Genomic DNA, 20278 nt, shown 5'->3' with positions numbered 1-20278 from the left:
ATATACGGAAGCCTACGCTAGGCTTGAGTCTGTCTCCTCCCCTCAGGCTAAGAACACTGTATGTCCATTAGTTTGACTGACCATCTTTCTGCTATCACCACGGATGCCGCTGGCGTTACCCACGTTGTTTGGGTCGAGGATGCAGCAATTTGGCATGCTGTCTACGATGATAATGCCGCGACTTGGATAGAGGCCCAAGTGATCGCTGAGGTCGGGCAACAAAAGGTCACTGGTCTAAACTTGCTCGCCAGCGAGACCTTGATCACAGGAAATGAGCAACCGGCCCCAGGCCTAGCGGTAGTTTATCAGCAGGGCAGTGAGAATGAGAGCAATTTTTTCTATACGGCGGCGCAATACAATGCCAGCGGCGGCTTGCAATGGTTAAATCGGCCCCAGGCCCTGACAGCCGATGCGGTTGCAGATCTAGAGCCCAGGGCCATTACCTACAACAATCAAGGCACGACAGAAGTTGTGGTCGTTGGCCAGAAAGTGAATACAGATCAGGCCAGCAATCAGGGTGTTCGAGAAGATACTGATTTATACTATCAATCCTTTTCGGTTTCCAGCAGTCAGTTTAGTAATCCTTCCAATTCTGGTAATGGCGCGAGCAGTTCTTTAATCAACCAGGCCGCTAAACCATCCTCTCTGTATGTCAATCAGAGGATAAATTCCCCGAAGGCCAGCTATTCCGTCTTAACGGTATCGGAAGCCAAAACCAAAATTGCCGCTAATTGGAATGGTAATACGTCTCAGAACTTTTCTCTGTCATTATTTCAGGCTTTTCTTGCTTTCTTCAAGCCAAACCAACAAAACCAACAAAATCAACAAAATAATCAAGAAGAAGGCCCTAAAAAGACTAAAGCTTTATTTAATAACTTAGGGTTTAATTTATCGGGGACACTCCAGACCTCTTTGCTTAAAAGTAATCCGGAGTGGAGTCTGTTTGGTGGTCCAAATAATCTTCCCTCTACAGCAGGGGATTTGTTATTAAATGCCGTTGCAACTCTAGGGTTAAATACAACAGGTGATGCGAAGAGCCGGCTAAGCAAGAAAGGCCGTAGTGACGATGACGGTCCACTGCAAAAGGATTTAGGTTTATCCGTTACACTGGCGACACTCTATACCTTTAATCAACCAGATAGTGCTGGCAAGTTTCCCCTCGCTCTAGAGACCGGCAGTCTCGGGGTAACCGTCACGTTCACCTATCCCTTAGTCGCTCCAACCAGTGGCCCTTTGGGTAAGATAGGTTTCACTGCTAACCTATTTGGGAATGCGGGTATTTCCTTCCAATGGCAAGCCGCTCCTAACGATAAAAATCCTAGTTATGAGCCTCCTCTTATTCCTGTTTTTAGTTCTACTGGAGATCTGACCACAGCCTTTTTAGCCACATCGATTCCTGACCCCTTGGCTCTTGGTGTTGCGGTTATTGCAGATATTGCTGACAGTATTGCCCTCGCGATTGATTCCAAAAAATTAGATGATCCTCTCGAAGTAGAATCACTTTTATTAGGCATTCCTATTACTGCTGGGGTTGATACGACCATTTCGATTCCCTACCTTTTAAAACTAGCGGGTTCCCTCGGTGTATTTCTAGACTTTACCATTAACTTGCAGGATAAAGATGGTGATACCTTCACGCTTGGCTTTCCCTTTAATTTAACAATTAGTACTTTGGGGGGCTTGTTTAGTACTAGATGGGCGGGATTTCCAACTTTTACCTGGAACCTAACCCCGAATCCTGAATCAGCGTCCTTCGTCCTACCTGCAATCTCTACAGCTTCATCACCAACGGCGAGTGTTGATGGCACCTTACTGACGATTAACTTCACCACAGACCTAGCCTCTAACCTTAACCTAACGCCATCAGATTTCACGGTTACGGTTAAGGATGCAAAAGGTAATCAGTCCACTATTCCTGTGTTTGATGTCGTTATTCAAGGCAATACCATTATTCTGCGATTAGAACAGGCTATTCCCTATGCAACCCTCAATGATCAACCTTTAAGTGACTCTATTCCTAACCCGATTACAGTAACCTATAGCGGCAATCAACTGAATGACTTTACCCATGTAACCGTAACCAATAATAGTTCACAAAATATTACCTATACCTACGATCCGACACGGGGAACTCAATCTCTTTACGAGAATAATGCTCAACAAATAGCCATTAACTTTAACACACCCTTAAATCCCCAAAGTATTCCTGATCCTGACTTTTTCACGATCACAACTACGAACAATACTACCCTGCAATTATCCCCGGCTTCCTCTGCTATCCAAATTAACGCCAAAAGTCTGGTGTTAACCCTAGCTTCCAGTCTTCCCGCCGGTGAAATTTACACCGTTACCTACAATCCCAGCGGCACGGAAGATATTCTAACAACGGCCAATAATCAACCGATCTCGGCTTTCTCCATCAGTAGTGCGAATCCGCCGACTGCTGCCGGTAGTGTCAACAGCACCTTTGGGAGTTCAGCAACTATCAATAAAATCGCCGCGAATACGAATAATGATCTGGCTCAGGACGGCCCTCCGGCCCTGGCCCTGACCAACTCAGGCCAAGTTTTAATTGCCTGGAGTAGTGATGCCCCCTATCTTCTGCCCCTTTCTGCCATTGCGAGTGACGATTCAATTTATCTCAGTTTTTCGGCTGATTTAGGCAATAGTCAAACCCAAGAAAATTTGCCCAGTCTTGATCAATTCAGCATCTCAATTAATGGTAAATCCATCGCCGTCACCGGCCTGGCCATAACCAATAATACCGTCACGTTAAGCTTGGCAACAACGGTTACTTCCATCGATCAAGTCACGGTTAGCTATTCCTTAGTTAACAATAATCCCAGCACTAATCTCTACTTCACTGACCCGACCCAAACCCAATTCTGGATTCAACCCTTCGCTAATTTAGTCGCTAGTCAGGCCTCGGATAATTTGGTCAATCCGTCTCTCCTCGACCTGACCCTGGGTAATAACAGCTATCAGGCCTATGGCCTAGGCCAGACTCTAGTCGTTCCTTTTGACCGCCTGCTATCAGCCCAAAAATCTAACATTTCAGGTCAAGATTTTACGGTAATGATTAATAATCAAACCGCTTCGATTACTGATGTTACAGTGAGTGATCTTTCTGTAGTTTTAAGTATTGGCGCTTTCACTAATCGTAGTGTGGGGAAAGCACTGATTGGTCAAGGCGATGCGGTGTCCATTGCCTATAATCCCGTTACTGGCCATAGCTTGGTAGATAAAAATGCCCAAACGGTCGATGCCTTTACCATCAATAAGTTTGAAGTTCTGACCACCCCCGCCAATTCTAGTTCGGTCATCAAAACCACCTTCTATCCCTTTGGTGAGAATGATGTTTCTCCCCTGACAACCATTCCTGGTGTTGCGGGCCTTAATTCTGACCCGGCTCTGATTACCCATGGCCCAACCCAGACCAATGTGGCCGTTTGGGTGAATGTTGACACCCGTAATGTCCCCCTCCAGCTCATTCCCGGCCAAAACTATACTAGTGAACAGGCCCAGACCATTAATAACGCCCTTGCCAACTCGGATATTTACTACTCGGTTTTAGGGCCTGGTAATCAATGGACAGTAGCGGCCCCCATTGCGAGTTTACAACCCGGCCAAGACCAAAAGGTGGCGCTCGGTAGCTTACCCAATGGCGACCTGATCGCGGCCTGGCTCAATACCCAATCGGATAACAGCACTGGCGAGACTACAACGACAATTTACTGGTCAAGCTGGAATGGCAGTCAATGGACAACTCCCCAGGCCCTGCTAGCGGAAACAAGCCCCGATGCCTTTAGTGAACTGAGGATCACGGATGTTGAGGGCCAACCAGCTATTTTCTGGACAGAAAGCCAGCCCGCTTCCTATAGTACGTTGATAGAAAATGATAACCCCCAAGTTTATTTGCGTCTGGGAGAGTTAACAGGGCCAACTGCCGTCAATTCTGGTGAATTTGCGACGATCGAGGGTCAATATAGCGGCTCATTTCAACTGAATCAACCGGGGGCCTTAGAGCAGTCAGGCAATACGGGAGATCCTAATCCAGCCGTTTTGTTTGAGGGTGGGGGCCTGACCTTGAATGGGGCCATTCCCCTCAGTTCCCAGGGGTTTTCGGTGGAATTCTGGTTTAAATTGCCTCGTCTCAACGCCATTCCCAACGTGGTTTCTATGGCGGATATTTTTCTCTTTACTGTCAACGATACTCAGTTAAGGTTCAGCTTAAACAATACAGATAGTTCAACTATTATTACGACCCAACCCCTTGACATTAATACTTGGTACTACGTCGTCGGCACCTATGACGCTTCTCAAGACAGTCTTGCCTTGTATCTGAATAGTGAGTTAGTCGAGAGTCTAGACAATATCAGTTTTAGTAACTTTCCCCAAATCAGTTCTGGCACACTATCAATTGTCGGTAACGGGGGATCAATTTATATCGATGAAGTGGCCTTTTATAATCAGATTCTGACCGCTTCGGAATCCAGCAATTCTGGCTTAACTGCGGCCGATGCGATGAACCTCAACGGCAATGATCTGGTGGATGGCACCTTGGGTGTTGACCAAATTGGTAATCATTACCAAGCTCGCTACGTTGACCCCGTTCCCCCCGGCCCTGAGGTTCACTACAGTCTTTGGGATAGTACTTCTAGCACTTGGCAGGCCCCTAGCCAGATTGATCCTATCCCTCAGGTGGTGCCGACAATTCTGGCTGATGCCAATTACCCAGTTTGGGACATCGTGGCTGTGACCAATTCGCCAGGAGGAACCACGATTTTCCCCAATGGCCTCGCCGACAGCATTTTTCAAATTACCCTAACGGGCTACCAGGGCCAGGAAATTACAGGCATTGCTGTGACAGTATCGAGTAATACGAATCTCCTTTGGGGAGTTGGTCAGAAAGGTGATGGCACAGCTATCGGAGGCTATCAGGTCGGGGTGATTCTGGGAGAAACGATGGGCAATAGTAGTCAACTGGCCTTTACTGATGGGGCCACACTGCTCAATAGCCGTAATGCTAGTCTTTCTGGCTTAAATCACCAGATTAGGGGGGAAACCGAGACCCTGAATTTGTTTATTGATACCACCGGGAATACTTTTTCGGGTACTCCCACTATTACGGTGTACGTTAAAGACAACAAAGGTGTGGCAAGCAGTGTAACTCCCCCCCCCTTCGTCCTGGCTCTGCCCAACCAAGGAGGCCCTGTTGCGGCCAATAGTACTGACTATCTAGACACTCAAGTGCTGGGGATTGCCACTGTCACCGAGGCCAATGATGCATCCCTGGCCAATATTGATAGCGGCTTTGTGATTAATACCAACAACACGGCGATTGGGGCGGTGGCTACGAGTGCTTTTAACTCAGATGGGAGCCTGGCCTACGTGGCCCTGGGCAACCGGGGCTATACCGATAATCAAGGAACTCTCGTTAACAATGGTACGGTTCAAATTCTCTTCGCCGGTGGCAATGCTCTCAAGGGTACGGAGACAAATATCCTGACGACCACGGATTTATTGGGCAATCCCGATGGTATTCTCATTACTGGCCTGGCGGATGCGGGAACTGCCAAAAATAATCTGGCCCTGAGTTTGGTCACAGGATACATCGCAGGGAATCCCACAAACATTCCCGATCTAGTGATTGGCGATGCCAATGCCAACAATGGCAACGGGGCCATCTACGTCATCTATGGCAGTTATTTAAGTACTAATAAAGGCAAGATCATTGATGTTGCTAGCTTAACGACAACGCCGTCGGACATGGGCTTTGTGTTTAATGGTTTAGATACTGAGGGCGCGGCGGGATACGCCGTTACAGTGGGTAATTTTGATAATGATACCTATGCTGACGTTGCCTTCGGGGCCCCCCAGGCCAAGAATAGTGACGGGATTGTGGTGGGTAAAGTTTATTTGATCAAGGGATTCAGCCCCAGTTCTCCACCGAATCCTATAACAGCGAACACTGTCTATAGCGGCCAGACCCAACCTATTTCGTCGAAACAGGCCGATGGTTCCAGTCAAACCGTGACGGTCGGCGAGGCCGCCGGTTATACCCTGGCGGCTTCCAGTTATGTCGGTGGAGCTACGACGTTTGCCGGCAACGATCATTACGACGACTTGATTATTGGCGCACCGGGCTATCCTATTTCGGTTAACAACCAATGGCAGGGCCAGCAAGGACTCCCCAGTGACAGTCAGGGCCTATTTCCCGATGCAACACCGATTACTGCTGGCGCGGTTTATGTTTTGGCGGGTAGTGCTAATGGATTATCTGCTAGTCCGACCTTGAGCTATGCCGGGCCCAATGTTCCGGCTGCTAACGGTGTTGCGGCTAACTATTTAGCGGGATCTGCTTTGGCCTCCGAAGACATCGATAGCGATGGGCAAAAGGATCTGGCCATCTCTGCCCTAGGGGTTAATGCCAATGCCGGGGCGGTCTATGTGCTGAAGGGCGGTAGTGCCACACAAAATCCCAATAGGCAATTCCTCAATACCGTCAGTAACTTAACCATTAATGGCGGCATCCCCAGTAGCAAGGCTGGCAGTGTCGTGAGCTTTCCCGGCGACATCAACGGTGATGGGCACCAAGACTTTTTGATTACGGCCCCCCAGGCCAGTAATGGTACAGGACAGAGCTATTTGCTTTTTGGCCCTCTCACCTTAGACGGCACGGGGAATCTCTTTGATCTCAGTGTTACGGGTAGTGACAAGGCCTTTTTACTAAATGGTAGTCTGCCTTACCAGATTGCTGGCACAGCGGCGGTAGGTGTCGGTGATCTTAATGGCGATAATGTTGATGATTTAATGATCACGGCCCCCAATGCCCAACAGGCCTATGCCGTTTATGGCCAGACTTATTTAAAAGATGACGGCAGTATTAAGCTGGCGGATGTCTCTTCCGACAACGGCTTTGTCATTGATGGCAATGCGTTTAGCACCTTTAAGGTTGTCAATTCTGCGATTCCCAATCAAGGTACCAATGAAACCACGGCCCTGGTCAGTTATCAAGGAACGTTATACATGGCCATCAAGGGAGAAGGCACTAATCAAGGGATTTTTTGGACAACCAGCCAAGACAATGGCAAAACCTGGAGTCCAGCCGTCCCGATTTTTGCGGATGGGGCCACCAATGTTTCGCCTTCCTTAGCCGTGGATGAGCAAGGCACGCTTTATCTGGCTTATCTGGGATTAGACCCGTTGCTGAATATTATGTACAGCACGGATGGAGGGCAAAACTGGAGTCCTCAGTACCAAATTCCTGGGCAAACTTCCACTAATTCCCCAACCCTGGTTTTTTATCAAAACCATTTATTCACCTTTTTTACAGCCCAAGATAGTAGTAGTCGCATTCTTTATGTCTATTCCGACAATCCTCAATCGAGTGATTCCTGGTCTACTGCTTATCCTGTCACCTACAACAATGGTACTGATAATCAAACCAGTCCTACTGCTGTGAGCGCCACTGTTTTAGACAATACACTTTACCTGGCCTATCAAACTGGAACTCAGAGTAGTCCTAGCCAGGGCGTTGATGTAACTTATACGACGGGGACGGATCTCAGTAACTTGTCGTGGTCACTGACTTCTGTACCAGGCTTAAGTACCGAACAAACACCCAGCCTAACGAGTGATAGCCAGGCCTTATATCTGCTCAATACCACCAATGTTGTTGATGCGGATCAAACACTTTTTCTCAGTACTTCTACGAACGCGATTGGCTGGACGACGAATCAATTAGCAGGAACCAGCAGCTATACTCCGGCCAGTACGGTTTTAGATAATCAGCTTTATCTCGTTCGCTCTACAGGAAGTACCGGGATGGAGGTTTTGAGTTCCTCTCTGCCACCGCTTGGGGAAATTTCAAGTAATGGCACTATTGTGCGAATGTTAGGTGACATTAATGGGGATGGATTTGCTGATGTCTTTTCCGGTGGTAGCGCTATTGGAGTGATTATTTTTGGCAAAAGCACGAAGGATTTATTAGATGCCGCTAGTGGCACGGATGATTTAATCATTACTGCTCAAAATGCCACTATTCAGGACTTAATCAGTCTTGGGGATTTCAACGGTGATGGACTAGAAGACCTTGGTATTCTGGACAATAGCAATAATTTTTACTTGGTATTGGGAAATATTGAATTGGGTGGACAGAAACAATTAACCATGATTCCTGATGCCAATTCTCTGTCGCAACTAGCAGGTATTTCCAAGGCTTTTGCCATTCAAGATTATAACGGCGATGGTTATGATGACATCTTGTTAGCTAGTACGAGTGGAAGTAATTTAATTTCCCTTGGTAATCAGAGTGGAAAATTACCGAATTTTGCTCAGTCCAGCAATCTTCCTTCGATAGCAGTAACCTCCGCAACAGGAGTAGATATTGATGGAGATGGCAATAGTAAACTAGCCATTAATCTTCCAACTGCTACCGATAATAATATAGGGGGCTTTTCTCTCTATTCTTATCCCCCTTCCACACCAACGGTTGTCGAACTTTATGACTTTGGATTTGCGGATGTAACTGCTGATAGGTTGAATTCCATAGGTGATTTTAATGGAGATGGTCTGGAAGATATAGCGATACTTGTTAAATCCATAAACTCTAGTCCAGTTATCTCCGCTATTTACATATACTATGGAACACCCCAAGGCCTATCTAGCCGCTCGGCACCCAGTTTGGTTTTGTCAACATTAAACTGGAATGAAAATTACTCAACTCCCCCCGCGCAAGTTAATGAATTTACCAATACTGGAGACCTGAATGGAGATGGTTATGATGATTTAATAGTTGGGGCTTCTACTACAAATAATAATCAAGGGGCTACTTTTGTCGTTTTCGGAGGGCTTGTTGGTTCTGATATAGGACTGGGTTATCCCTTCGCGGATTTAACTCAGCTTGAGCCTTCTCAGGGCTTTACGATTACTGGGCTTTCTAATTCCCAGGCTGGGATTGCCGTCGGTGGCGGGAAAGATATTAATGGCGATGGTTTTGATGACTTAATTATTGGTGCCCCGGGAAACAACGATAACCTCAGCTACGTTCTGTTTGGCAGTGATTTTAATAACACGGTGAATCAAACGGGCACTATCGGCGATGATGTCATGCTCGGTACTGCCACCGGGGAAAGTTTTGTGGCCGGCCAGGGAGATGACCAAATCTATACCGGCGGGGGCCTGGATGTCGTCTATGCAGGGCCAGGCGATGATTGGGTTGAGCTGAAGGACACCTATTTTCGTCGTCTGGATGGCGGGCCGGGCCTGGATGTGCTGGAACTCCACGGTTATAACGGTCAGGCCTGGGATCTGACGACCCTAGCACCGGGGGTCAGACTGCAAGATTTTGAGGTTATCGACATCCGCAACTATGGCGGGAATACCTTAACGCTGAACGCCTTAACGGTCACTAATCTATCCAGTAATAATACGCTGGTTATTCTCCAGGATGAGGCTGATAATCTGGCTCTGAGTACCGATTTCCAGGCTGATGGCACAACTTATCAGTATGGAGAAAAGTATTATCAATATACGTCCCAAAGCTCAGCCGCTAAGGTGTTAGTTAATCAGGCTAAGCCCCCGGCCCATATTGCCCCTAGCAAGAATACGCCGGCTACTATTTTGCCCTCGACCACGGCCAATGCCGAAAATACGCTACTGGAGAGTCAACAAACTTTAACCAATGTCCCTAATTCTACGGTGGTTAGTGACCCGAATGCGCCGACTCAGTTATTTATTTCTAATCCCATTGTTGCTGAGCAAACAGGCCTCGCAACGTTTTCAATTCAGCGCAGTGGCAATTTAAACAAATATAGTTTGGTGAGCTATCAAACGGTGGATGAAGACGGAAAAGCGGGCGGTCGTTATTTACCCGTTGCCGGTCGGCTGGTCTTTGCACCGGGAGAGACCCAGAAAAGTGTGACGGTTATCGTCCCGAATGATGGTATTGACACCGGCAATCGTCAGTTTGGCCTGCTGGTTTCTTTGTCAGAGGAGAGCCTAGAGCCTCCAACAGGGCCAAAACATTTACAATTCCAGGCCAATGCCAATGGGGAACAAATGCGTCGCTGGCATTATGAAGAAGAGCCAGTAGAAAATAGTTTAGTGGGACAACTAACTTTTTCAACAACAGTGGCGAATGGCCAGGCCCAGATTGATATAGCAGCCGATGGCACGGGGGACTTTAACGACTTTTTTAACTTCAATGCCCAGACATCTCAATACGAATCGTTACTGTTCAAGAACCAAACCGGTGCGGTCTTTACCTACGCCAATAGTCATCTGAGCGATACCCCCAACGGTATTCAACTCACGCTTCAAGACGGTGGCCGGGGGGATGCCGATGGCGTGGCCAACGGCCTGGTAAAAACCCAGGGCTATATTAGTCGAACCATTCCGGGCCTGATCACCGAGAATAACCAGACCTTGCTGGCCCCAACGACAGCGGATGGACAAATTCAATTCCGTCTGATTGACGCCCCTCTAGCTAACTATGAACTGGGCTGGTTGGCAGTGGATTCCACCCAGGGCCAAATTGATGGCCTCAACCCTGGCGACTCCGGCTATCTCGAAGCAGCCCGACAGCGCTTAAGCCAACCGGATTTGAGGCAAGTACTTTTTCAAGATGACGGTAGTGCGGCCAGTCAGGCCCTGACCTCTGGCTTGGCCCAGCAGAGTTTTATTGATCCCAAGGCCCTGGTGTCCTCAGAACAGCAATTCTTCGGTACTTTGGCCAATTCCCAATTAACGGCAAATCAGCCCTATGTCCTCTATGCCCTAGCAGATAACCAACTGCAACTGTCTTCCCTGCAAACACCGCAAATTGTTCGGGAAAGCCGGGGCTATCAATCCCTCTTCTTCGCTGGCCTCACAGCTGAAATTGGTTCCAATGCTTTGGTGGTGCCGGGGGCCTGGAGTCAAACGGTGCCACTGCAAGCCTCCTTGAGTCGGGCAGCAGCTTATCAAAATTTGATTGCCCTCTATCAAGTGGATAGTTTAACCGGCGGCCTAGATCTAGATGGAGATACTCACATTGATGTCCGACCGGGAGACAGCGGCTATACACGCCAGGCCTTAGCCCGGGCCCAAAACCCACTGACCGGGGTGCCCTTAAACACCCCCGACAACTTCAACACACGTCAAGAAATAATTAACCTCTTGGGGAACCACATTTACGGAATGGTGATCATTCCTAATGCCACCATTGCCGAGGTTCTGACCCAAAATCCCGATAATTTGGGAGGAGAAAAGCCCCTGGCCTTCTTTTCTTTTGGTTTGGCTAATCCTGATGGTCTTAGTCACATGGCCCGTTTGGGCAACAATCTCTTTGGTTTTGAAGACCAAGTGGGGGGAGGAGACTTCGACTACAATGACATGATTTTACAATTTCAGGCTTCCTAAACCCATAGCCCTTAAACTTCACTAGGAGATTCGGTACCAAAGCCAAATAGAGAGAACTTATCCCCGGTGGTGCCATTTGAAACAGGACGGAGTAGAGTACAAAATCAATACTTTTCCTTCTCTAGCAGATTATGCTAACGTTCTTATTAGAATCCGCCTGCTTTTTGTTATGCTTGGGCATTTCTTGGCCTCGATCCCTTAAATATCGTTGTTTTTCGTTGTAGATGCCCATGCAGTCCCCCCTCTATCTATGTCTTTTCATTCCTGATGCCATCGCCCAGCAAGTATTGGTGCATCTCCAGGGCAACCGCTATCGTCTAACGCGGTTCAGTGATTTGAAGGAATTTATGACCTTTCTAAGTAACTACACGGAACATGTTGATTGCTTAATTGTGGTCAATGATAGTCCTGCTCGACCCTTCTTTAATCAACTCTACGAACAAGGCCGTCTGCTTCCAATTATTATCCTAGAATCCCAAAATACTTCCCCTTTCCCCCCCGATGCGACAGAATCGACAACCATTCTTTACCACTATGCAGAAATTCATTTGCCGGAATCCCAGTGGGCCCATCTACCGGCAGTGATTGACCAGGCGATTACCCACTATCTCCACCTCGGGCCGAGTTGTGCTCTTCCTCGCAACCATCCCCCTCCCCAGGGTAGCCAGGCGTTAGACTCGGAACAGAGCTTTTTGCTCCTGCAACAACGCCGCCTAGCCGACAAGCTCAAAGAAAGATTGGGATACCTCGGTGTGTATTACAAACGAAACCCCAACTATTTTTATCGTAATCTATCGACCTCCGATAGAAAAGAGTTCTTGCAACAAATGGGGGTCGAATATCGAGAAATTATTCTTAACTATTTTGCCAAAGATTTTGATATTAATCAATTGATCGATCAGTTTGTTAACAAGGCTTTTTTCGCTGACATTTCTGTTTCCCAAATCTTAGAAATTCACATGGAGTTAATGGATGAATTTTCTCAACACCTGAAACTAGAGGGCCGGAGTGAAGAAATTCTACTGGACTATCGCCTAGCCTTGATTGATATTCTGGCTCACTTGGGCGAAATGTACCGTCGCTCTATTCCGAGAGAAGATATACCTTTTGATGTATATTATCAGACGGACTAAGTCAGCTTGGGTCTGGCCCTCACCAAGCTTTAATATTGCTGCCATTTTTCCTTTACCCCTTGCTTCGGATCATGACTATGAGTAATTTTAAAAAAACCTACGTCCTTAAACTCTACGTGGCCGGCAATACGCCCAACTCTGTCCGGGCCCTAAAAATGCTCAAAAATATCCTCGAGCAAGAATTCAAGGGAGTCTATGCCCTCAAGGTAATTGATGTCCTCAAGAACCCTCAATTGGCTGAGGAAGATAAAATTTTGGCGACGCCAACTCTGGCAAAAATTCTCCCCCCTCCCGTGCGGAAAATTATTGGAGACCTTTCAGATAGAGAAAAAGTTTTGATTGGTTTAGATTTACTTTATGATGAAATCCGAGAGCGGGAAAGTGAACTCTAGGGGAGAGGGATGATTATTTTTCCCAGATAGCATCAATTTTAATCTTTTTTTAGAGCCAACTGTCATAGTGAATCCTTAAAGCCATTTTATTTTAAACATGAATCAACCCATTGTTAATGATCAAAATCGTCCCCAGACTCCCCGCAAAGGAGTCCAGAAAATGCAGACGATCATCGAAGGTTTTGATGAAATTACCCATGGGGGCCTGCCCATCGGACGGACAACCCTGGTGAGTGGGACATCGGGGACAGGGAAGACCCTGCTGGCGGTTCAGTTTCTTTACCATGGGATTCTACATTTTGACTATCCTGGCCTGTTTATCACCTTTGAGGAATCCCCCACCGATATTATCCAAAATGCCTATAGTTTTGGCTGGGATCTCCAACAACTGATTGATGAAGGCAAATTTTTTATTCTCGATGCCTCTCCTGATCCCGAGGGACAGGAAGTCGTGGGGAGCTTTGACCTTTCGGCCCTGATCGAACGAATTCAGTACGCAGTCCGTAAATACAAGGCAAAATTGGTTTCCATTGACTCCGTCACAGCAGTTTTTCAGCAATACGATGCGGCTTCGGTGGTGCGACGGGAAATTTTCCGTTTGGTGGCCCGCCTCAAGCAGTTGCAGGTCACTTCGATCATGACCACGGAGCGGATTGAGGAGTACGGCCCCATAGCTCGCTTTGGCGTAGAGGAATTCGTATCGGATAACGTGGTCATTCTGAGAAATGTCCTCGAAGGCGAACGACGACGCCGGACAGTGGAAATCCTTAAATTGCGAGGAACAACCCACATGAAGGGAGAATATCCCTTCACAATTACCCATGATGGGATAAATATCTTTCCGCTGGGGGCCATGCGCTTGACTCAACGCTCTTCTAATACTCGAATTTCCTCCGGTGTTAAAACCCTAGATGAAATGTGCGGTGGTGGCTTTTTCCGGGATTCGATTATTTTGGCTACTGGGGCCACGGGGACGGGCAAAACCCTGCTGGTCAGCAAATTTTTACAGGAAGGCTGTCGTCAAGGGGAACGGGCCATTCTCTTTGCCTACGAAGAATCGCGGGCCCAACTCTCCCGTAATGCGTCTTCCTGGGGTATTGACTTTGAAGAAATGGAGCAAAAGGGCCTACTCAAACTGCTCTGTACCTATCCCGAGTCGGCCGGTCTAGAGGATCATCTACAAATGATCAAGTCAGAAATTTCTGAATTTAAACCCTCCCGCATCGCCATTGATTCCCTCTCGGCCCTAGCACGGGGCGTGACCAATAACGCCTTCCGACAATTTGTGATCGGTGTGACGGGCTATGCCAAACAGGAGGAAATTACCGGCTTTTTCACCAATACAACGGATCAGTTTATGGGAGCCCATTCCATTACCGAGTCCCATATTTCCACCATCACCGATACGATTATCATGTTGCAATACGTCGAAATTCGGGGGGAAATGTCCCGGGCTCTTAACGTCTTCAAGATGCGAGGCTCTTGGCACGATAAGGGAATTCGGGAGTATAGTATTAGCCACGATGGGGCCGAAATTAAGGATTCCTTCCGCAACTACGAGCGCATTATTAGTGGTTCTCCGACTCGTGTCAGTGTAGACGAAAAATCCGAGTTGTCCCGTATTGTCCGGGGCGTGAGGGATAAAACCATTGAAGAGTAGGTGCTTGGTGAGCCAATAACCTCAAAGGAGGTTAGACCAATTCTTCAAATTAGAGCGACAAATTTTTACCCCTCCGCCTACGGCACCTCCCCTTAACAAGGGGAGGATGGGTGGGGTCAGGTTGCAGAGATTGGGTATTAGACAGTACGCATACGCAAGAAAAAGAATCCCGCTACTAAGCCCCCTACCTCCCCCAAGACTGGGGGACTTGCCGGTATAAACTTTGTGAGTAATTGCCTTAGTTGCCGGGGCTAACCCCTGACTCAGAACGACGGCCGTAGGTCAACAGCAGGAGGAATAGGCTAACTCCCAGGACATATTTCAAAGGACTTGGCATCCAGAGACTGGGAGAAATAAAGCCTTCAATCACGCCGGCAATGAAGAGGAGCGGTACCACCCCAAAGACCAGTTGGGCCGCTTGATAGCTGTTTTGTTTGAGGGCTGCTAGGCGACTATAGCGGCCAGGCCAGAGCAGGGCCTGGGCAATCAACAAACCGGCTCCTCCTGCTAGAAAAATGGCCGGTAATTCCAGAGCCCCGTGGGGAAAAACAAAGGCCCAAAAGGGAAAAGCCAGTTGGTGCTGGCCCACTAAAGCGCCGATGGCCCCGATCAGCAGGCCATTGTAAAAGAGGGCATAGACGGTGAAGAGGCCCGCCGTGATTCCCCCCGCCACCACCCGAAAGGACACCAGCAAGTTATTGATCATAATATTGCTAGAGGCCAGGGGTTCCGATCCCAAAATTGACCCCATCCAGAGCTTGTTTTCGTCTCGCACCAGGGTAATTAGGTCTTGAGGCACCACCAGGGCCATAAAACTCGGATCCCGTTGGCTATAGACATAGGCGATCAGGCCCCCCAGCAGAAAAATCACGGTGGCCACCAGTGTATAGGGAAAGGTTTGTTGCATCACCAGGGGCAAGCGCCAGCGGTAAAATTCAGCAACGGCCTGCCATTCCTGGTGGCGGGAACCTTGATAAATTTGGCTATAGGCCCGGCTAGTGAGTTGTTGTAGGGATTGAATCAGGGTCGGCCCTAGCCCCACCGTTTTGGCCCGGGCCAGGTCAGCGGAGGTGGAACGATAGAGGCTAGCCAGGTGTTGAATATCTTGGCCCGAAAGGGCCTTAAGACCTTTTTTTTCTGCGAGATCTAACAGATGCCCCAATTCTTGCCAGTTTGGGTCACGGCGGGCTAACCAACGACGAAGATTCATGAAAAAAACGCGCAGGAGAAGAATTTGCTTCTACCATAACAGCAAAAGCAATAGGGAATTTTAGCTATGACTCGTCATTACAGTACTGGAGCCGCCCAGGGCAAACTCAGTGTTGGGGATATTGTGACTGGGGGCCTGCGTATTTATCGAGACCATTTTAAAAACTACTTTGGCGAGGCCTTTAGAGCCTATCTCTGGGTTTTTGTGCCAGTTTACGGCTGGGCTAAGTTTTTAGCTATCCAAGGATTGCTGGGTCGTTTGGCCTTTCAAGAGGCCCAGGAACAACCTGAATCGATCCTAGAAGCCCGTCGTCAGGTAATGCCCAAGCTTTGGTATTTCCTCGTCGCCTCCATCGCCATGGGGCTATTTCTGATGCTGGCCCTGCTCGGTTTTGTGATTGTCGGGATTCTCGTGGGCGTTATTGCTGGGTTACTTTTCTCTGGCCTGGGAGGAGGAAATTTTGTTATTTCGGCCCTCCTGGTTTTAGGCGTGATGGTTTTTGTGATTGCTTTTTTCTTCGGCTATATCTGGCTCTATTCTCGTCTCTCGTTGACGGAAATTTGTTTAGCTATTGAACCCAATTTAAAACCCATGGAAGCTATTCAGCGTAGTTGGCAACTAACCAAGGGCTACGTCTTTTCCTTGCAGTTGGTATTTTTTATCGCGGTTTTAATCACCATTCCGATTAGTATCGTTAGTAATTTAGGAACGCTAGTTACCGCTATTATTGGCGAAGGGGAAGAATTTGCTTCCTTGATTGATCTCCCTCTAACTTTGCTGTTTGGGGCCCTACTGATTCCCTTTTGGCAGGCCGTTAAAGCCGTTGCTTACTTTGACCTGCGCGTTCGCAAAGAAGGGCTCAATTTATCGTTAGAAATGCCAGGCTATCATAGTCCGATGAATTTTAGCGACGAAGAAACTGCCCCGGTTGATAGTCCCGTTACAGACCCCACAAAAGCGACGGAAGAAACGGATTTAGCTATTCTCAATCACTTGATGAAGCGGGGCCAGGCTAGTTTCATGGATCTATTGATGAAACTCAAATGCGATCAAAAAATCTTAAAATCTCGACTCTTGGCCCTGGAAGAGGAAAACATGATTGTGATTGTGGAACAACTCGACGACGAAAATACTATCTATAAAATTCGCTAGGTTTACGCTGGCCCCGTTAAGGGGCCGTTTCCCTACCGCTAACCAACGGCCAGCCTAACTGGGTCGGCTGTTGATAAACCTTAATTAGGGTGGCAATATCTCGTTGGGAAATGGGGGGTGACTGGGCTGTTTGGGAAAAATAAAGCACGTCTTTTGCCACTGGACTATGACCCCACAGGCCGAGGGCATGGCCGATTTCATGGCGGGCTGTCGCTAAAATCGACTGGGGACCCATACCGGGCTTAATTTCGATCACCATGCGGTGTAGAAGCAGCGCTGGTTGGGTAAAACTTTGATAAATTTCGTAGCGGGTTTGGGCATTGCGGGCCCTGGGGATTTGCACCTGCCCGGTACTGGGATCGCGATGGACGCCCAAGGGGGGCTCACGACGATAAATCTGAATATCCGCCTGGGCTGGGTCATTGACTTCCTGCAATGATAAATAGGCCTTCCAGTCGCCCAGGGCCTGTTGAACCGCCTGAGTCCACTGCTGAAACCGTTGCTGGCTGGCCCTGCCATCTGACGGTTCCTGGCTTTTTTCGATGTAAACCGTTACGGGAAAACGCGACCAGATGAGGTAGCCGTAGGGGGAGGGCCGAATTTGCTCAAAATAATCTCCCTCCGGGGAGCTAGCCTGATAGGGCCGGAGGGATGCGGGAAGGGGATGACTTGGTCGGGGATTCGGTTGAGAATTCTGGGCTAGAAGTCTGACTGGAGAAGAGGCCAGCGAGAAAAAGACGATGAGAACGACCAACAAGCTGCCCCAAAACCAATATCGTCGCCGGTTACTTGGCCAGCCAGTTCGCACTGAGAATAATGGTTAAGCCTACAAAAATACTACTGAGAGTCCAAGTGACTTGGTTCAGGGTCTTTTCCGCACTTTTAGCACTGGAAAATAATTGGGCCTGGCCGCCAATGCCACCGAGCCCATCCCCTTTCGGGCTATGGAGTAAAACGAGTACAGTGAGAAGCCCCGCAGAGGCAATCCAGATTAAACGAAGTAGTGCAATAAGGGTCATGGGTAATACATTAAGATGGGGCGGAGGATGGAGTTAGGAAAACTAACCTAACGGGCTAAGTTAACGGGGGTGCGGTTCGGTTTCATTTCCACCAGACAAGGCTCGATCAGAGACGTCCCCGTCATTTCCACTGGCTTAGGTAATTTTAGGATATCGAGAATGGTTGGAGCAACATCGGCCAGGCGGCCATTCTCCCGCAATTGCACTTGGCCCCCATGCCCAGGGATTTTACGTCCTTCTCCTTCTACCACAATAAAAGGAACGGGATTAGTTGTGTGGGCCGTCCAGGGATTACCCGCTTCATCGCTCATATACTCCGCATTACCATGGTCAGCGGTAATCAGTACCGTTCCTCCCTGGCGACTGGCACTTTGCAGGAGCCGACCGATGGCGATATCAACGGTCTCAATGGCCTCAATGGCGGCGGTCAAATTCCCTGTGTGCCCGACCATATCGGGGTTGGCATAGTTGACCACAATCAGTGAATAAATGCCCTTGGCAATAGCCTGGCAGACCACATCGGTCACGGCTTCTGCCGACATCTGGGGGGCCAGATCGTAGGTGGCCACCATCGGACTTTGGATGAGTTCCCGCTCTTCTCCCGGAAAAGGCTGTTCCAGGCCGCCGTTGAAAAAGTAGGTGACGTGGGGATATTTTTCGGTTTCTGCGGTGCGAAACTGCTTCAGGCCTTCACGGGCAATGATTTCTCCCAAAATGTTGTTAAGATTTTGCGGTGGAAAGGCCACTTTCACCGGCAATCGGGGATCGTACTGGGTAAAGGTAACAAAACTCAGGGGGGTAATCCGCTCTCGCTCAAAGCCATCAAAGCCCGGCATCAGGAAAGCGTAGCATAGTTGACGGGCCCGGTCAGGACGGAAATTGAAGAAGATAATGCCATCATTGGCCTCGACCGCTCCGGGGGCAATACGCGTGGGCGGAATAAATTCATCGGTAATGTCTTGGGCGTAAAAGTCCTTTAAGACTTGAGCTGCCGTGCGCCCATCCCCGACATTATTTTGGGTGAGAATACGATAGGCCTTTTCCACCCGGTCCCAGCGGCGGTCACGATCCATGGCAAAGTAGCGTCCGCTGACGGTGACAATGCGACCCACCCCAATTTTATCGATGTGGGCCTGAATAGTCTGGATGGCATTGATGCCTTCGGTCGTCGCCGTGTCGCGGCCATCGGTGATGGCATGAACACAGACATTGGTCAGGCCTTGGAGCTTAGCTAAATCTAGTAGGCCCAGCAAATGATCGAGGTGAGAATGGACGCCACCGTCAGAACACAGACCAATCAGATGCAGTTTACCTTTTTTGTCGCGTACTTGATTGCAAACTTCGACTAATTCTGGATTATGGAACAGAGAACCATCCTCCACCGCATCGCTGATGCGAACTAATTCCTGGGGAACGACCCGCCCAGCCCCTAAATTAAGGTGGCCCACTTCAGAATTGCCCATTTGCCCCTTGGGCAGGCCAACATCTTTGCCGGACGTGTGAATGAAAGTATGGGGATAGGTTGTAAATAGACTATCCATGACGGGTGTTTGTGCTAAGGCGATTGCATTGGCCCGTTGATCGGGTCGATAACCCCAGCCGTCTAGGATAACTAGCACCACCGGAGACACAGGTGCTTGTGCCATTTTCATTGCCCCATTGCTTTTACGACATCTCTATGACCCTAGATAATATCATTGTGGCTTAGATTCTGCTGAATTTTTCCCCAGTTTGTGCTATTCCGGCTCGCACCCTAGCTGGAAACACTGGTTTGGTGGCGGAGAACACTTGACCAGCATTGAGCTAACAACAAAACGCCTGCCAGCAATTTAAGGCTTTCTAAACTCCAGTACAGTCCATGCAGAGGCATCATGGTTGCCGGTAGTCCCGCCTCAGCGTTAAAGCGAGTCATCTCAAAGCCTAGGCCGCTCAGGGCCGGTGTTAGGCCGTAGGTATAGCTCAGGGCGATCAGTAACAGTAGGCCCGCCAAAATCAGAGTAAGAGGCTTGATGCTTGCGTCTCCGGCTTGGCTATGACGAAGCCAAAATAGACCGGAAAGAATGACGGCAGCACAGAGGAGTTCAACTCGATTAAATAGCCCAAAGATAAAATAACCGGCCTCGACAAAACTGCCTTGCCCCATCATGCCAGCAGCAAAGAGACTCGGCATCACAATTAAATCCAGCACTAAGCTGGCACTCAGCCAGAAGCCTAGGCATCCCATTACCCAGGCTGGCCAATTTAAGGAGGAAGAAAAAGGACGAATGACACTATTCATAATTTTGATTCGCTGGACTGAGCGTTACTTT

10 protein-coding genes are annotated in these 20278 nt (G+C 48.6%); 5 read left to right on the top strand and 5 right to left on the bottom strand.

What is annotated here, in order from left to right; all coding sequences use genetic code 11:
* The first annotated feature begins 60 nt into the window (after positions 1 to 60).
* From ABXS88_RS10170 to kaiC, 4 genes are all read left to right on the top strand, one after another.
* Complete coding sequence (locus ABXS88_RS10170; RefSeq protein WP_353671934.1) at positions 61 to 11403, top strand: SwmB domain-containing protein; 11343 nt, start codon at positions 61 to 63, stop codon at positions 11401 to 11403.
* A gap of 230 nt (positions 11404 to 11633) precedes the next feature.
* Positions 11634 to 12536 carry a circadian clock protein KaiA gene (locus ABXS88_RS10165; protein ID WP_353671933.1) on the top strand — a complete coding sequence of 301 codons (903 nt, stop codon included), beginning with the start codon at positions 11634 to 11636 and terminating at the stop codon, positions 12534 to 12536.
* A 77-nt stretch (positions 12537 to 12613) separates the two neighbouring features.
* Complete coding sequence (gene kaiB, locus ABXS88_RS10160; protein WP_353671932.1) at positions 12614 to 12928, top strand: circadian clock protein KaiB; 315 nt, start codon at positions 12614 to 12616, stop codon at positions 12926 to 12928.
* Positions 12929 to 13025: 97 nt separating this feature from the next.
* Positions 13026 to 14588: a circadian clock protein KaiC gene (gene kaiC / locus ABXS88_RS10155; RefSeq protein WP_353671931.1), complete on the top strand. Its 1563-nt coding sequence runs from the start codon at positions 13026 to 13028 to the stop codon at positions 14586 to 14588.
* A gap of 238 nt (positions 14589 to 14826) precedes the next feature.
* On the opposite strand, the gene ABXS88_RS10150 is transcribed toward kaiC, so the two are convergent.
* On the bottom strand, positions 14827 to 15798 hold the full coding sequence (locus ABXS88_RS10150; protein ID WP_353671930.1) for a stage II sporulation protein M: 972 nt from the start codon (positions 15796 to 15798) through the stop codon (positions 14827 to 14829).
* 66 nt (positions 15799 to 15864) lie between these two features.
* Here ABXS88_RS10150 and ABXS88_RS10145 point away from each other — a divergent pair, with 66 nt between their 5' ends.
* Positions 15865 to 16950, top strand: coding sequence for a hypothetical protein (locus ABXS88_RS10145; RefSeq protein WP_353671929.1), 1086 nt, complete (start codon positions 15865 to 15867; stop codon positions 16948 to 16950).
* Positions 16951 to 16966: 16 nt separating this feature from the next.
* On the opposite strand, the gene ABXS88_RS10140 is transcribed toward ABXS88_RS10145, so the two are convergent.
* The 4 genes from ABXS88_RS10140 to ABXS88_RS10125 all read right to left on the bottom strand — a co-directional run bounded on the left by ABXS88_RS10140 (position 16967) and on the right by ABXS88_RS10125 (position 20247).
* Positions 16967 to 17707 (bottom strand): matrixin family metalloprotease, encoded by a 741-nt coding sequence (locus ABXS88_RS10140; protein WP_353671928.1) that lies wholly within the window; start codon positions 17705 to 17707, stop codon positions 16967 to 16969.
* Between the two features lie 28 nt (positions 17708 to 17735).
* Positions 17736 to 17969 carry a preprotein translocase subunit SecG gene (gene secG / locus ABXS88_RS10135; RefSeq protein WP_353671927.1) on the bottom strand — a complete coding sequence of 78 codons (234 nt, stop codon included), beginning with the start codon at positions 17967 to 17969 and terminating at the stop codon, positions 17736 to 17738.
* Between the two features lie 47 nt (positions 17970 to 18016).
* Positions 18017 to 19615, bottom strand: a complete 1599-nt coding sequence (gpmI, locus tag ABXS88_RS10130) for a 2,3-bisphosphoglycerate-independent phosphoglycerate mutase (protein ID WP_353671926.1) — start codon at positions 19613 to 19615, stop codon at positions 18017 to 18019.
* A gap of 107 nt (positions 19616 to 19722) precedes the next feature.
* Positions 19723 to 20247, bottom strand: coding sequence for a hypothetical protein (locus ABXS88_RS10125; RefSeq protein WP_353671925.1), 525 nt, complete (start codon positions 20245 to 20247; stop codon positions 19723 to 19725).
* Positions 20248 to 20278: the final 31 nt, after the last annotated feature.

Source organism: Synechocystis sp. LKSZ1 (assembly GCF_040436315.1).
In the GTDB taxonomy this organism is placed as follows: domain Bacteria; phylum Cyanobacteriota; class Cyanobacteriia; order Cyanobacteriales; family Microcystaceae; genus Synechocystis.
The sequence above is the reverse complement of the archived record's forward strand: the minus strand, read 5'-3'. Positions and strand labels throughout refer to the sequence as shown.